Below are 14,512 nucleotides of genomic sequence, written 5' to 3'. Positions count from 1 at the left end.
GGGCAGCCGCGGCGAAGGCGCTCAGGCGTCCGCGGCGATCAGCTCCGCTGCGCGCTCGCCGATCATGTAGACGGTGATGTTGGGGTTCACCGTGGTCAGCTCCGGCATCACCGAGGCGTCGGCCACGCGCAGCCCGCGCACGCCCTTGACCCGCAGCTGCGGGTCGAGGGGGGACATCGCGTCGTCGGCCGGTCCCATCCGGCAGGACCCGGCCGGGTGGTAGACGGTGTTGTGGGTGCGCCGGACGTAGTCGGCGATCTCCTCGTCGGTCTGCACGTCCGGGCCCGGGAACAGCTCCGCCCCGGCCCACTCGGCCAGCGCCGGCTGCGCCACGATCTCGCGGGCCCTGCGGATCCCGGCGGTCATGATGCGCAGGTCGTAGCCCTCGGGGTCGGTGAAGTAGCGGGGGTCGACCCGGGGCTTGTCCCGGAAGTCCCGCGAGCGCAGCCGCACGGTGCCGCGGGAGCGCGCGTGGGTGACGTTCGGGGTGAGGCAGAAGGCGTTGTCCGAGGTGGGGTAGCCCTGCCGGTAGGTGTGCATGTCGAAGTTGACCGAGCCGTAGTGCATCATCAGGTCCGGCCGGTCGGTGTCCGGGTCGACCTGGGTGAAGATGCCGGCCTCCCACCACTGGGTGGACTCGGTGACCATGGGCTTCTTCGCCTCCCACTGGATCACGCCCTCGGGGTGGTCCTGCAGGTGCGCGCCGACGCCGGGGGCGTCCACGAGCACGTCGACGCCGACCTCGCGCAGGTGCTCGGCGGGTCCGATCCCGGAGAGCATCAGCAGCTTCGGGGTGTCGATCGCCCCGGCGGAGACGACCACCTCGCGGCGGGCGCGCACGGTGCGGGGGGTGCCGAAGGCGTTGTCCACGACCTCCACGCCGGTGGCCCGGCCGTCCTCGACCACCACGCGCGTGGCCTGGGTGGAGTGCAGGACGGTGAGGTTGCCCCGATCGGCGGCCGGGTGCAGGTAGGACACCGAGGACGAGGCCCGGGTGCCGTCGGCCCGGCGGTTGATCTGGAAGAAGTTGGCGCCGTTGACCACGGTCTTGCCGGTGTTGAACTGCGTGCGGGGGATCCCGGCCTCCTCGCAGGCGCCGAGCAGGGCCACGCCGCACGGGTCGTCGTCCGGCACCTGCATCAGGTGCACGGGCCCGTCGTGGCCGTGGTGGGCGCCCTCGTCGTCGTTGGTCTCGAGCTTCTGGTAGAGCCGGAAGGCGGTCTCGGCGTTCCAGCCCTCGGCGCCGTGCTTCTCCTCCCACTCGTCGATGTCCTCGGCGGGGGCCCAGAACGCGATGCACGAGTTGTGGGACGAGCAGCCGCCCAGCACCTTGGCGCGGGCCATGCGCATGAACGAGTTGCCGTTCTCCTGCTCCTCGAGCGGGTAGTCCCAGTCGTAGCCGGACTCCAGCAGCTCCATCCACCGGCTGAGGGCGAGCACCTCGTCGATGCCCCGGTCGTGCGGTCCGGCCTCGATCAGCCCGACCGTCACGGCCGGGTCCTCCGACAGGCGTGCGGCGACGACGGCGCCGGCCGAGCCGCCGCCGACCACGAGATAGTCGAACTCCTGAGGGGCGCCGGGGGCGCGGGTGGTGCTGGGGACGGTCATGGTCTCTCCTTGCAGAAATCGGGAACGGGGGTCCGTGGGCCCACGCCGTCGTCGTCCCCCGACGGATCCGGGAACGACGACGGCGCCGGTGGGCGCGGCTCAGTGCTGGGCGAACCAGCCGGTCACGGCGGGAGCGGTGTTCTGGTAGACGTGCTTGAGCTCCTGGTACTCGCCCAGGCCGGTCGGGCCGAGCTCGCGGCCGACACCGGACTGCTTCATCCCGCCCCACTCGGCCTGCGGCAGGTAGGGGTGGTAGTCGTTGATCCAGACGGTGCCGTGGCGCAGGCGGGCGGCCACGCGCTGGGCCTTCCCGGCGTCGGAGGTCCACACGGCTCCGGCGAGTCCGTAGATCGTGTCGTTGCCGATCTCGACGGCCTCGTCCTCGGCGCGGAACGTCTCCACGGTGACGGTGGGACCGAAGGCCTCGTCGTGCACGCAGTCCATCTCCCGGGTGCACCGGTCGATGACGGTGGGCGGGTAGAAGAAGCCCTGCTCGAGGTCCAGCGTCCCGTCGGCGGAGCGGCCGGTCGAGGGCGCGCCACCGGTGCGGATCCGGGCGCCCTGCTCGCGCGCCCGCTGCACGTAGGCGTGCACCTTCTCCCGCTGCGCGGCCGAGATGAGCGCCCCGGTCTCGGCGTGCTCGTCGAACGGGCCGCCGAGGCGGATCTGCTCGGCGCGGCGGACGAGCTCGTCGACGAAGCGCTCGGCGATCGGCTCCTCGACCACCAAGCGGGCCCCGGCCGAGCAGACCTGTCCGGAGTGCACGAACGCGGCGTTGAGGGCGTTGTCCACGGCGGCGTCGAAGTCGGCGTCGGCGAAGACCACGTTGGGGTTCTTCCCGCCCAGCTCGAGGGCGATCTTCTTCACGGTGGGTGCGGCGGCGGCGGCGATGCGCCGGCCGGTGAGCACCCCGCCGGTGAAGGAGACGAGGTCCACGTCCGGGGAGGAGGACAGCGGTGCGCCCGCCTCGGCGCCGGCGCCGAGCACGAGGTTGGCCACGCCCTCGGGCAGGCCGACCTCCTGCAGCACCTCCATCATGAGGACCGCCGTGTGCGGGGTGAGCTCGGCGGGCTTGAGCACGAAGGTGCAGCCGGCGGCGATCGCCGGCGCGATCTTCCAGGCGGCCTGCAGCAGCGGGTAGTTCCAGGGCGTGATCATCCCGCACACGCCCACGGGCTCGGTGACGACCTTCGAGACCACGGCGGGGTCCCCGGCGTCGACGACGCGCCCGGCCTGCTCCGCGGCGGTCTTGCCGAAGTACGCGAAGCACGCGGCGATGTCGTCCATGTCGATCTCGGACTCGACCAGTCGCTTGCCGGTGTCCAGGGACTCGGCGCGGGCGAACTCGTCCTTGCGCTCGCGCAGCCGGGCGGCCACCCGCAGCAGCAGGTCCCCGCGCTGCGGGCCGGGCACGGAGGACCAGCGGCCGTCGTCGAAGGCGCGGCGGGCCGCGGCGATCGCCCGTTCGGTGTCCTCCGCGGTGGCCTCGGCGACGGTGCCGACCTCGGTGCCGTCGGCGGGACAGACGATGGTGCGGGTGCCGCCCCGGGCGGCGGCCTGCCACTGTCCGTCGATGAACAGGGTGTCGGTCACGGGTGTGCCTCCTTCGCCGCGGGGATCTGCCCCGTCGGCACGTCGTGGATGTCGGTGGACCAGTCGGGATGGCCCTGCTCGCCGTCCTGGATGACGGACGGGCCGGCGTGGATGCTCAGGAAGGCCAGGTGCGCCTCCCAGCTGTCGAGGACGTCGTTGATGACCTGTTCGTGGCTCCAGTCCATGACGTCGGTGCCCTGGGAGCCGGTCTCGTTGAAGACCTCGAGGCGGTAGTAGAGGTCCGAGTCGGGGTTGGTGCGGAACCCGCCGAAGGCCGGCACCGGCGTGGCCACCGGATAGACCTGGTAGCAGAAGTCCCGGTCCTCACCCATCCGCACGGTCAGCGTGTGCTCGGACAGGTCCTGGTAGCCGACCACCGAGCTGGTGAGCCCGGCGTCGCGTCCATGGGCCCGGAACTCCTCGACGACCTCCGCGAGGGCGGGAACGAGCACCTCGTCCTCGTAGCGGCGCACGGCCTTCGGGCCCGGGAACGAGCCGGTCCGGGAGAGCCGCCGGCGCCAGTGGCCGTCCGGGCCGGGGATGCGGGAGGCGGCCGCGGAGCGGCGGGTGGAGCTGCGCCCCTCACGCTGGGAGCGCTCGGCGCGCAGGGCCTTCCAGAAGCCGATCATGATCAGGTACATCACGACCGAGAAGGGCAGGCCGATGATCAGCGTGGCCGCCTGCAGGGTCGGGACCCCGCCCACCAGCAGCATCGCCAGGGTCAGCAGCCCGGTGGCGGCGGCCCAGAAGACGCGCAGCCACTTGGGCCCGTCCTGGGTGGGGTCCTGGATCGTCGAGGTGAACGTCGACATCACCAGGGCGCCCGAGTCGGCGCTGGTGACGTAGAACAGCAGCCCGGTGAGCGAGGCGAGCGCGATGAGCACCGGCGCGCCCGGGTACTGCTCGATCAGCGAGTAGAACGCCCGCTCGGGAGTGTTCATCGCGGCCTGGCCGAAGGCGTCGTCGCCGCCCGTGACGATCGCCAGGGCGCTGTTGCCGAAGACCGAGATGAGGATGAGGATGAACAGGAAGGGCACGGTCAGGGTCGCGATCACGAACTCGCGCAGGGTGCGGCCGCGCGAGATGCGGGCCAGGAACAGCCCGACGAACGGCGCCCAGGCGATCCACCAGGCCCAGAAGAACAGGGTCCACCCCGCCATCCACTCCGCCGCCCCGGTGTAGGCGAAGGTGTCCAGGGTCATCCCGGGCAGCGCGGCCACGTAGTCGCCGAGGTTCTGCACCGTGGCGTCGAGCAGGAACGAGGTCCGGCCGGCGATGAGCACCCAGAGGACCAGCGCCACGGCCATGAGGACGTTGAGCTCGGAGAGCCGGCGGATGCCCTTGTCCACGCCCGAGACGCACGAGGCGGTGGCCATCACCACGGCCACGACGATCAGCCCGATCTGCGCCGCGGTGCCCTCCTCGATCCCGAACAGCAGGTACAGGCCGTAGTTGAGCTGCACCACGCCGATGCCCAGGGAGGTGGCCACGCCGAAGATCGTGCCCAGCAGCGCTGCGATGTCCACGGCGTCCCCCATGCGTCCCTGCACCCGCTTGCCGATCAGCGGGTAGAGGGCCGAGCGGATGCTCAGGGGCATGTTCCACCGGTAGGCGAAGTAGCCGAAGGCCATGCCCATCAGGGCGTACATGGCCCAGCCGGTGACGCCGTAGTGGAACAGCGTCCACACCACGGCCATGCGGGTGGCCTCGGCCGTCCCGCCGTCCCCGGCGGGCGGGCCGTAGTACTGGGTGACCGGCTCGGCCACGGAGAAGAACAGCAGGTCGATGCCGATGCCGGCCGCGAAGAGCATCGCGGTCCAGGTGAACAGGTTGTACTGCGGCTTCGAGTGGTCGGGCCCCATCTTGATGTTCCCCTCGCGGGAGAACGCCACGACCAGGACGAAGACCGTCACCACGGTGGCGGTCAGGACGTAGAACCAGCCCATGTTGGTCGCGATCCAGCCGACCACGGCGCTGATCACCGTGGAGGCCTGGTCGGGCGCGAGGATCGCCCACAGGGAGAACAGGATGATGGTGACGCCCGAGCCGGCGAACACCGTCCGGTTCACGGTCGGCCGGGGGCGCTGGGCACCGGGGGGGCCCTCGCTCTTGGACGTGCTGTCGTGCACGGCAGTGGTCATGGGACGGGTCCTCCTGTGGAGAGTGGTCCAGGGCGGGTGCACCCGGTGACCGGACCTGCGCGGACCGGGCGGGGCGGGACGTCGTCGTCCTGTGGCGGGCCCGTGCCGTGCTGGACAGCACATCCGCCGTGCGCAACATCGTGACACCTTCCTTCCGGTTGGTAAAGTGTTTTTTGTGAGCACCTCCTCCCGCGACCGCATCCTGGACGGCGCCCTCGAGCTGATCCGGAGCGGCGGCACCGTCTCCCTGGAATCGGCCGCCCGGCAGGTGGGCCTAACCAAGCCGGGAGTGATGTACCACTTCCCCACCAAGGAGGCGCTGATGCTCGCCCTGGTGGACCGGGTGATGGACGGCTGGGACGCGCAGATGGCCCGCCGCCTCACCGCCCCACCGGAGCAGGTGCCGGCCGACGAGCGGTTGCGCGCCTACCTGGACTGGTGCCTCTCGGGTGAGGTCGACGAGACGGACCTGGTGATGCTCACGGACCAGCGCCTGCGCGCGACGCTCAAGGAGCGCTGGGTCGCACGGGTGGCACCGTGGGTGACTCTGCCCGAACACCTGTCCGCCGAGCGCCGGAGCCGGCTGCTGGCCGTGCGGCTGATCGCCGACGGCGTGTGGTTCGCCGACGCCGCCGGCGTCTTCGCCCCCGACCCCGCGGAGCGGGCGCAGGTACGGGCGGTGGCCGACGCCCTGCTGGAGGACTGAGCCGTGGCCCGATGGCTGCTGCTGATCGCCGCGGTGCTCAGCGAGGTGGCGGCCACGCTGTCGCTGAAGGCGGCGCTGGACGAGCCCGCCTGGTTCGCCCTCGTCGTCACCGGTTACCTCGCCGCGTTCGCCCTCCTGGCGGTCGTGCTGGGCCGTGGCACGCCCGTGGGGGTCGCCTACGGCGTGTGGGCCGCCCTAGGGGTGGTGCTCACCGCTCTCGGTGCGGCCGTGGTCTTCGGCGAGCGGCTGAGCCCGGCCGTGCTGGCCGGGATCGGACTGGTCGTGGCCGGCGTGCTCTGCGTGGAGATCGGCTCCCACGGCCCTGCCCGGCGGAAGGAGGGGGCGGGCTGATGGCCTGGCTCTTCCTCACCGTCGCGATCCTCACCGAGGTCGCCGGGACCCTGTCCCTGCGGATGGCCGCCCGGGGCCGGCCCCGCTGGTACGCCGCCGTGGTCGCCGGCTACCTGGTGGCGTTCACGTGCCTGGGTCTCGCCCTGGCCGAAGGCATGGCGCTCGGGGTCGCCTACGGGATCTGGTCGGCCACCGGGGTGGCGCTGACGGCGCTCGCCGGCCGGCTGCTGTTCCGGGAGCCGTTCACCTGGGTGACGGCGGCCGGAGTGGCCCTCATCGCCGGCGGGGTGCTCCTGATCGAGCTGGGCGCCCCGCCGGCCTGAGCGGCTCCTGGCGGAGGTCCCGGCACCGCCCGGGTGGCGGGGCGCCGGATCTCGTGTAAAGTGGTTCGCAGTTGTTGAGGTTCGTTTTTGTCTTTCAAGCAGTTCGGCCCACTCGGGTGCAGCAGTTTTTCTGAGAAGACGTTTTCCATGCATCACAACTGTTTTGTTTCTCGAAGGTCGGGAAACGTTCATCTCATGAAGGATCAGGTCTCCCATGACTACCGGTATCGTCAAGTGGTTCAACGCTGACAAGGGCTTCGGCTTCATCACCCCCGAGGACGGCTCCAAGGACGTCTTCGCCCACTTCTCCGCGATCAACTCGAACGGCTTCCGCTCGCTGAACGAGAACGACCGCGTCGAGTTCGAGACCCAGGACGGCCCCAAGGGCCCCCAGGCCGCGAACATCAACGTCATCTCCTAAGGATCGCCGCGGGCCTCGGCCCGCTGATCCTCCAGAACCGTCGTCGGGCTCCGCCCGGCGGCGGTTCTGTCGTCGTACCCCCCCCGGTCACCCGGCACCTGGGGGCAGGACACTCCGCACCGTGGGACGTGCTCGCGCGGTTCCGCCCCCGCACGGCGGAGGGCGCAGCCCGACGGGCTGCGGCCTCCGCCGTGTCCTCTCCGCCGGTTAGGCCGACATCGGGAGGGATGAGGGGTGGAGCTTGAAGAACGGGTGCCGTCCGGTCGCCGCGAGGGTTCCGGGAACGAGGAGCTGACGGTACTTGGCGCACCATTGCGCGGTTCCCTCCGTGTGCTCCGCCGCGGCGGCGAGGTCGTCGGCCTCAGGGCTCAAGTACTCCTGCACGTCCCCGTCGGTCGACGTGAGCCGGACGAGGTGCAGATCGGGGAGGGCGGTGACGGTCACGTCGATCCACTCCTCGCGCTGGTCGGTGGTGATGGCTGTTCTTTCTTCGGACATGGTCATGTTTTCTCCTGACGTTCTTGCAGGCATCCGATGGCGTTGCCCGCCGCTTCGTCATCCGATCCACCCGGGAACATCGGGTTGGCGCGCAACGGGTCGGAGCCCCTCCATGGACCCGTCGGGGATCGTCGATCTCCGGTCGAGCACGTGGACGCCGCATCTCGAGAAGCAGGTTCAGGCTACCCCGCGGCTCCGACACCACGACAGGCGGGTCGTGAGTTGTGTCACCGGAACGTAATGCTCGGGGCCGTCGCCGGCGCCGTCCCCGGTTGCTCGAAGCCCATTCCAGCGCATCGATGTGTCGTCGAGGTGTCGGAGCGGTGACACCCCGGGGAAGACCGGTGCACAGGAGGATGGCCCCGGAACCCGCCGGGACGCCGCACGCCGATGCGGTCCCGCCGGTGTGGTTCAATGGAGGAAGCTTCAAGAGACCCGGTCGGCAAGCTCCGACTTGACCGGGCACCAACCCCATGTTCACGGGTGGTTCGGATGACGAAGCGGCTCGCATCGCCGCAGCAGCGGTACCCGGTGCGAGCAAGAGCGCACGAAGGATCCCGGTCATGTCCGACCCCCGCCACCCTGCCGTCGCCCGTGCGGGCGCCTCCGAGACCTCCCCGAGCGTCCCGGCGCCGAGGGACTCCGTCCGGAACGACCCGACGCCGGGCGTCCCGGCGATCAGCGCCTCCGCCATGAGCCTCGAGGACTACGCCCGCGCGGTGCAGGTCCGCACCGAGTTCGTGGACTTCCTGCTGGCTCCGGCCCGCGGGGAGCTCGCCGCCGCGGCCTGAGGCCCGTCGCCGTGGACCTCCTCTTGGACCGTTCCGTGCTGCTGGGGGTGCGCACCCCGGAGCGCTGCCCCGAGCTGGCCGAGGTCCTGCGCCGGCACGGTCACCGGCGGCTCTTCCTCCCGGCCACCGCGCTCGCCGAGCTGCTCGCCGAACGGCCGGACGAGATGCTGTGGGCGGAGCAGCTTGAGCTGCGCTTCCCGGGCCAGGTGCTGCCGGTGGACGCCGCCGTGGCCCGGGCGTGGGGCGCGCTGGGCGCGTCAGGGGAGGCCGACCCGCTCGCGGGGCTCACCGCGGCCACGGCCCTGGTGCACGGGCTGACCGTGCTGACCGCGGAGCCCGGGCGGTACGCCGGTACCGGGGCCTCCGTGCTGGACGTGTCCCCCGCGCGGCGGTAGCCCTCAGGCGGTCCGGCGGTGGCGTCCGCCGCGCCCCTGCCCCGAGAGCGCCACCGCACTCTCGTAGTGCTCGAGCAGCTGCCCGACCAGCACGTCCCACGTCCGGCCCTGGACCGCGGCGTGCGCCGCGACGCCGAACGCGGCTCGCTTCGCCTCGTCGCCCAGGAGGTCGGTCACGTGCCCGCGCAGCGCCCCGAGGTCGCCCGGGGGATAGAGCCAGCCGGTGCGGGACCGGTCCACGAGGTCGAGGGGCCCGCCCCGGCCGGTCGCGACGACCGGCACCCCGGAGGCCATGGCCTCCTGGATCGTCTGGCAGAACGTCTCGAACTCGCCGGGATGGACGAACACGTCGAAGGAGGCCATGATGCGCGCGAGGTCCGCGCCGCTGCGGCGGCCGGTGAAGTGGGCCTGCGGCAGCCGGCGGCGCAGGGCGTCCTCCTCCGGCCCCGAGCCCACGACCACCAGACGCGTGCCCGGCAGGTCCGCGACCGCGGAGAGGTCCTCGACCTGCTTCTCCGGCGCGATCCGGCCCACGTAGCCGACGATCCGCCGGCCGCCGCCGACCTCCTGCCGCCACTGCTCGTCCCGGTGCCGCGGGGAGAAGCGGGTGGTATCCACCCCGCGCCGCCACAGGCGCACGTCCCGGACGCCGTGCTCGGTGAGCTGCCGGACCGCCGAGGTGGACGGCGCGAGCGTGAGCGTCGCGAGGTTGTGCATGGAGCGCACGTGCCCCCACAGGAGCTGCTCGAGGAACGGCGCCCCGTACTTGGCCGCGTAGCCGGGCACGTCCGTCTGGTAGACCGCCACGCACGGCACCCCGAGCTGCTGGGCCGCCAGGATCGCCCGGCGGCCCAGCACGAACGGGGAGGCCACGTGGACCACGTCCGGCCGGAAGCGCTCCAGCTGCCGGCGCACCCGCGCCACGGTCCCGCCGGCCACCCGCACGGCGGGGTAGCCGGTGAGCGGCACGGCGGGCAGCCGGTGCACCGGCACCCCGTCGAGGTCCTCGACGACCTCCTCCGCGAGGCGCCCGAGCGGCGCGGGGTCGTAGGACGGCGCCACGACGACGACGTCGTGCCCCCCGGCGACCAGCTGCTCGACGACCCGCAGCACCGAGTGGGTGACTCCGTTCAGGTGGGGGAGGAACTGCTCGGCGACCACGGCGACTCTCATGGGCCCGAGCCTGCCCGGGCCGGGCGACCGGACGGCAAGCGGGGCGTGGCCCGCCGGTGAAGGCGCCGTGAAGCCTCTGCCGGGGCGCCGCGCGGGCGTGGGAGGATGGGCGGTGATGAACTCCCATGGCTCTTCTTCCCCCGTTGCACGCCCCGACCGGAGGGGCGTGCCGATGCCGCTGTGGCTGCAGGGCGTGCTGGAACTCGGCTCCGTGGCCGTGGTGTCCTACCTGCTGGTCCTCCTGAGCGTCCTCATGGTGTGGCTCGCCGACGGCTTCGACACCCTCGGCCTGACCGGCGGGTTCGTGCTCTCCGGTCACGTGTGGCTGCTCGCCCACCTCACACCGCTCCAGGTGGCCCTGGACCCGGGCGCGGGGCTGCCCGCGACCAGCGGGACGCTCAACCTCGTCCCGCTCGGGCTGACCCTCGTCCCGTTCGCGCTCGCGTGGCACGCCGGGAGTCGGTTGGCGCGCGCCTGCTGGGAGGGCCAGTTCTGGCAGCCGTACCTCAGCGGCCTGGCCGCCTACTCCGCGTTCGGCGCCGCGGCCGCGCTGCTCTTCGGCGGAGGGGAGGTCTCGGCGAGCCCGGCCGCGGCCGCCGTCTTCCCGCTCGTCCCGGTGGCCCTGGGCGGGTTCGTGGGCGCCTACCGTGTCTCCCGGTCGCTGCCGGGGCTGATCGGCGTGAACGCCGCCGCGTGGGTCGAGCGCACGAGCCAGTACTCCCGCTGGGCCGGGTCCTACGTGTGGGCGGTGCTGCGCGCCGGCTTCGTCGCGGCCGTCGCCGGGGTCGGGGCCGGGGCGACCCTGCTCGCCGCCGCCCTGTTCTGGAACTGGAACGACGTGGTGGGCGTCTACCAGCGGCTCGGCACCGGCGTGCCGGGGGACACCGCGCTGACGGGGCTCCAGCTCGGCTACCTGCCCAACCTCGCGGTCTACGCCCTGGCCTGGGCCACGGGCGCGGGCTTCGACGTCGGTTCCGGCACGCACACCTCTCCGCTGGGCACCGACCCCGGGCCCGTGCCGCTGCTCCCGGCGCTCGCCGCGCTGCCGCCCGCCGAGCTCCCGGCCTGGGCGCTCGCGGTGGTCGTGCTGCCGGTCCTGGCCGGCGTCCTCGCCGGCTGGTGGTTCCTGCGCGAGGGGGAGAACCACCTGGACGACTGGATGGCGCTGCGGCTGCCCGCCCGCTGGATCACCTTCCCGCTCTCGACGCTGTTGACCGGGGTCTTCGTGGGCGCGGTCGCGGGCCTGCTGGTCATGCTGCTGAGCTGGCTGGCGCACGGCTCGCTGGGGCTCGGGCGGCTCACGGACGTGGGGCCGGACGGGACCGCCGTGCTGCTGCTCTTCGGTGCCGAGGTGGCCGTGGGGGCGGTAGTCGGCTGTGTCGTGGGCCCGTGGCTCGAGCACGAGCCGCCGTTCGCGCCGCCGCGCGGCGCGGAGGACGGGGAGGACGGGACACCGGCCGGCCGGCGCGCGGCGCGCCGGCGGCGCCGGGAGGAGACCGCGGCGCGGCGCGCGATGCGCTCGACCGGCCGGCGGAGCCCGCAGGCGGCACACGGGCACGTGACGGACGACACCGACCGGAGCGCGGCCGGGCGGAGCACGCCGGACGGGCGCCGTGACGCGGGCCCGTGGGCGGCTCAGGGGCGGGCCGTGGCGGAGCCCGGCTCCGAGGCGGCGTTCGACGTGGACGCGGTCGAGGCGCCCGCGGCACCCTCCGACGCCGGCGCTCCCGGGCCGCCGGAGAGATAGCTCCAGATGTCGTCCTCGAGCTCCTGCTGGCACTGCGCCGCCCCGGAGAGGGTGAGGGTGCCGGCGACGCACTCCTGATAGGCCTCGGCCACCGGCCACAGGGCCAGACGGGCCCCTCCGGTGAGCAGGCTCAGCGCGCCCAGCACGATCGCGGCGACCGCGCTCACCACCAGCAGCCGGCGCCGGTCCGTTCCCCGGGAGCGGACGAGGGCCGCGATGCCCAGCCCGATCCCGAGGGCCGCCAGCACGACCCCCGCCACGGTCGACCACAGGCCGGAGGCGACGAGCACCAGGGCGACCGCCGCGCACACCAGCCCGCCTCCCGCCGTGCGGGTCGCGGCGGCACGTCGTGCGTCCGCAGGGGCTGCCTCGGGGCTCGGGCGGGGAGGGGTCATGCCCTTCACTCTAGGGCACCCCGGGGACCGGTCCCCGCCCGCCCGACTAGACTCGAAGGCATGCGCATCGTGGTCATGGTCTCCGGCTCCGGCACCAATCTGCAGGCGGTACTCGACGCCGTCCAGGACGGCCGGATCGACGTCGAGATCGCCGCCGTGGGCGCGGACAGGCCCTGCGCGGGCCTGGAGCGGGCCCGGGAGGCCGGCGTCGAGACGTTCCTCGTCCGCCCGGGCGACCACCCGGACCACCGGACGCGGTGGAACCGTGCCCTGCAGGAGGCGGTGGCCTCCCGGGAGCCCGACCGGGTCCTCTTCGCGGGGTTCATGCGGATCGTGGACGCCGAGTTCGTCGAGGCGTTCGCGGGCCGGATCGTCAACACCCACCCCTCGCTGCTGCCGTCCTTCCCGGGGGCGCACGCGGTGCGCGACGCCCTCGCGCACGGGGTGAAGGTCACCGGCGTCACCGTCCACGAGGTCGTCGCCGACGTCGACGCCGGTCCGATCCTGGCGCAGGCGGCCGTGCCCGTGGAGGACGGGGACACCGAGGCGCAGCTGCACGAGCGGATCAAGACCGCCGAGCGCGAACTGCTCGTGCGCACGCTCGGCGCGACGGCCCTGCGGGAAGCCCTGCACGACGCCCGGTGAGCGGACCGGGCGCGGGTTTCGTAAAATGGTTCCCGGCGGATCCCGCCGACACCCACGACCTCGAACGCTTGGAGACCCTGTGAGCCCCACCCAGCCCGATCGCGTGCCCATCAAGAGGGCGCTGGTGTCCGTCTACGACAAGACCGGGCTGGAGGGTCTCGCCACGGGGCTGCACCGGGCCGGCGTGGCGATCGTGTCCACCGGCTCGACCGCACGGCGCATCGCCGACCTGGGCGTGCCGGTGACGGAGGTCGCGGACGTCACCGGGTTCCAGGAGTGCCTGGAGGGACGGGTCAAGACCCTGCACCCGCGGGTGCACGCGGGCATCCTCGCGGACCGCCGGAAGCAGGACCACATGGACCAGCTCGCGCAGCTGGAGATCGAGCCGTTCGACCTCGTGGTCGTGAACCTCTATCCGTTCGTGGACACCGTGCGCTCCGGCGCGGGCCAGGACGAGGTCGTCGAGCAGATCGACATCGGCGGCCCCTCCATGGTCCGGGCCGCCGCGAAGAACCACGCGGCCGTGTCGGTGGTCGTGGACCCGTCCTCCTACGACGCGGTCGTCGAGGCGGCGGCCTCAGGCGGGTTCGACCTGCGGACGCGCCGCCGGCTGGCCGCCGCGGCGTTCGCGCACACCGCCGCCTACGACACCGCGGTGGCGACCTGGACGGCCCAGCAGTTCGAGCAGGACGAGGACGCCGGCTTCTGGCCGCCCTACGCCGGCCTGGCCCTGCAGCGCTCGGCCTCCCTGCGCTACGGCGAGAACCCGCACCAGAAGGGGGCCCTCTACGTCGACGAGGCCGCGTCCCCCGGCATCGCCCAGGCCGACCAGCTGCACGGCAAGGAGATGTCCTACAACAACTACGTGGACGCCGACGCCGCCCTGCGCGCCGCCTACGACTTCGACGAGCCGGCCGTGGCCGTGGTCAAGCACAACAACCCGTGCGGGCTCGCCGTGGCCACCCCCGGCGCCGAGGACCCGATCGCCGACGCCCACCGCAAGGCCCACGCGTGCGACCCGCTCTCCGCCTACGGCGGGGTCATCGCCGCGAACCGGACCGTGACCCGGGCGATGGCCGAGACCGTGCAGGACATCTTCACCGAGGTCGTCGTGGCCCCCGGCTTCGAGCCCGCGGCCCTGGAGATCCTGCAGGCCAAGAAGAACATCCGCCTGCTCGAGCTGCCCGAGGGCTTCGAGCGGGACGTCCTCGAGTACCGGCAGGTCTCCGGCGGCGCGCTGCTGCAGGTCTCGGACCGGCTCGACGCCGCGGGCGACGACCCCGCCGCCTGGACGCTGGCCGCGGGGGAGCCGGCGGACGAGCGGACGCTCGCCGACCTCGCCTTCGCGTGGAAGGCGCTGCGGGCGGTGAAGTCCAACGCGATCCTGCTCGCCGACCAGGGCGCGTCCGTGGGCATCGGCATGGGCCAGGTCAACCGCGTGGACTCCTGCCGGCTCTCGGTGGAGCGGGCCAACGCCCTGGGGGAGGACGGCGCCGAGCGGGCGCGCGGCGCCGTCGCGTCCTCGGACGCGTTCTTCCCGTTCGCGGACGGGCTGCAGGTGCTCCTGGACGCCGGCGTGCGCGCGGTGGTCCAGCCCGGCGGCTCGATCCGGGACGAGGAGGTCGTGGCGGCGGCCGAGGCCGCCGGCGTGACGATGTACTTCACCGGGGCCCGGCACTTCTTCCACTGATCCGCCCGCCGTCGCCCGGCACACGGCAACGGGCG

General features: G+C 72.9%; 15 protein-coding genes and 1 riboswitch. Of the genes, 9 read left to right on the top strand and 6 right to left on the bottom strand.

Annotated features, from left to right (window positions below):
• Positions 1–21: 21 nt before the first annotated feature.
• From ACYVM4_RS11190 to betT, 3 genes are all read right to left on the bottom strand, one after another.
• Positions 22–1,608, bottom strand: a complete 1,587-nt coding sequence (locus tag ACYVM4_RS11190; RefSeq protein WP_460668615.1) for a GMC family oxidoreductase — start codon at positions 1,606–1,608, stop codon at positions 22–24.
• A gap of 99 nt (positions 1,609–1,707) precedes the next feature.
• Positions 1,708–3,201, bottom strand: coding sequence for an aldehyde dehydrogenase family protein (locus tag ACYVM4_RS11185; protein ID WP_460668614.1), 1,494 nt, complete (start codon positions 3,199–3,201; stop codon positions 1,708–1,710).
• Positions 3,198–5,342 carry a choline BCCT transporter BetT gene (gene betT, locus ACYVM4_RS11180; protein ID WP_460668613.1) on the bottom strand — a complete coding sequence of 715 codons (2,145 nt, stop codon included), beginning with the start codon at positions 5,340–5,342 and terminating at the stop codon, positions 3,198–3,200. Before betT ends, ACYVM4_RS11185 begins: the two co-directional genes overlap by 4 nt.
• A gap of 175 nt (positions 5,343–5,517) precedes the next feature.
• On the opposite strand from betT, the gene ACYVM4_RS11175 reads away from it, so the two are divergent.
• The 4 genes from ACYVM4_RS11175 to cspE all read left to right on the top strand — a co-directional run bounded on the left by ACYVM4_RS11175 (position 5,518) and on the right by cspE (position 7,143).
• A complete protein-coding gene (locus ACYVM4_RS11175; protein ID WP_368821703.1) occupies positions 5,518–6,048 on the top strand; it encodes a TetR/AcrR family transcriptional regulator in 531 nt (176 codons plus the stop codon).
• Positions 6,049–6,051: 3 nt separating this feature from the next.
• Positions 6,052–6,399 (top strand): DMT family transporter, encoded by a 348-nt coding sequence (locus ACYVM4_RS11170; protein ID WP_460668612.1) that lies wholly within the window; start codon positions 6,052–6,054, stop codon positions 6,397–6,399.
• Positions 6,399–6,722, top strand: a complete 324-nt coding sequence (locus tag ACYVM4_RS11165) for a DMT family transporter (protein ID WP_368821701.1) — start codon at positions 6,399–6,401, stop codon at positions 6,720–6,722. The genes ACYVM4_RS11170 and ACYVM4_RS11165 overlap by 1 nt, the downstream gene beginning before the upstream one ends.
• Positions 6,723–6,936: 214 nt before the next feature.
• A complete protein-coding gene (gene cspE / locus ACYVM4_RS11160; protein ID WP_017832155.1) occupies positions 6,937–7,143 on the top strand; it encodes a transcription antiterminator/RNA stability regulator CspE in 207 nt (68 codons plus the stop codon).
• A 207-nt stretch (positions 7,144–7,350) separates the two neighbouring features.
• Here the strand turns inward: cspE and ACYVM4_RS11155 are convergent, their stop codons facing one another.
• Entirely contained in the window at positions 7,351–7,647 is a 297-nt protein-coding gene (locus ACYVM4_RS11155) for a hypothetical protein (protein ID WP_368821700.1), read from the bottom strand.
• Positions 7,648–8,065: 418 nt separating this feature from the next.
• A riboswitch (SAM riboswitch) is annotated at positions 8,066–8,191 on the top strand.
• Positions 8,192–8,204: 13 nt separating this feature from the next.
• Here ACYVM4_RS11155 and ACYVM4_RS11150 point away from each other — a divergent pair.
• Together ACYVM4_RS11150 and ACYVM4_RS11145 are read left to right on the top strand one after the other, a co-directional pair.
• Complete coding sequence (locus tag ACYVM4_RS11150; protein ID WP_368821699.1) at positions 8,205–8,432, top strand: hypothetical protein; 228 nt, start codon at positions 8,205–8,207, stop codon at positions 8,430–8,432.
• A gap of 23 nt (positions 8,433–8,455) precedes the next feature.
• Positions 8,456–8,827 (top strand): PIN domain-containing protein, encoded by a 372-nt coding sequence (locus tag ACYVM4_RS11145; protein WP_460668611.1) that lies wholly within the window; start codon positions 8,456–8,458, stop codon positions 8,825–8,827.
• Positions 8,828–8,830: 3 nt separating this feature from the next.
• Here ACYVM4_RS11145 and ACYVM4_RS11140 read toward each other — a convergent pair whose 3' ends face one another.
• A complete protein-coding gene (locus ACYVM4_RS11140; protein ID WP_460668610.1) occupies positions 8,831–10,000 on the bottom strand; it encodes a glycosyltransferase family 4 protein in 1,170 nt (389 codons plus the stop codon).
• A gap of 172 nt (positions 10,001–10,172) precedes the next feature.
• Between ACYVM4_RS11140 and ACYVM4_RS11135 the strand changes: the two genes are divergently transcribed.
• Positions 10,173–11,747: a cell division protein PerM gene (locus tag ACYVM4_RS11135; protein ID WP_460668609.1), complete on the top strand. Its 1,575-nt coding sequence runs from the start codon at positions 10,173–10,175 to the stop codon at positions 11,745–11,747.
• Here the strand turns inward: ACYVM4_RS11135 and ACYVM4_RS11130 are convergent.
• Positions 11,636–12,142 carry a hypothetical protein gene (locus ACYVM4_RS11130; protein WP_368821694.1) on the bottom strand — a complete coding sequence of 169 codons (507 nt, stop codon included), beginning with the start codon at positions 12,140–12,142 and terminating at the stop codon, positions 11,636–11,638. The genes ACYVM4_RS11135 and ACYVM4_RS11130 overlap by 112 nt on opposite strands.
• A gap of 60 nt (positions 12,143–12,202) precedes the next feature.
• On the opposite strand from ACYVM4_RS11130, the gene purN reads away from it, so the two are divergent.
• Both purN and purH read left to right on the top strand, forming a co-directional pair.
• A complete protein-coding gene (gene purN, locus ACYVM4_RS11125; protein WP_460668608.1) occupies positions 12,203–12,787 on the top strand; it encodes a phosphoribosylglycinamide formyltransferase in 585 nt (194 codons plus the stop codon).
• A gap of 79 nt (positions 12,788–12,866) precedes the next feature.
• The gene (gene purH, locus ACYVM4_RS11120) at positions 12,867–14,477 is read left to right on the top strand and encodes a bifunctional phosphoribosylaminoimidazolecarboxamide formyltransferase/IMP cyclohydrolase (RefSeq protein ID WP_368821692.1); all 1,611 of its coding nucleotides are present in this window, start codon (positions 12,867–12,869) and stop codon (positions 14,475–14,477) included.
• Positions 14,478–14,512: the final 35 nt, after the last annotated feature.

It is taken from the genome of Kocuria himachalensis, from assembly GCF_054784195.1.
Note: the sequence above shows the minus strand (reverse complement) of the source record. Positions and strands in the feature narration are given on the sequence as shown.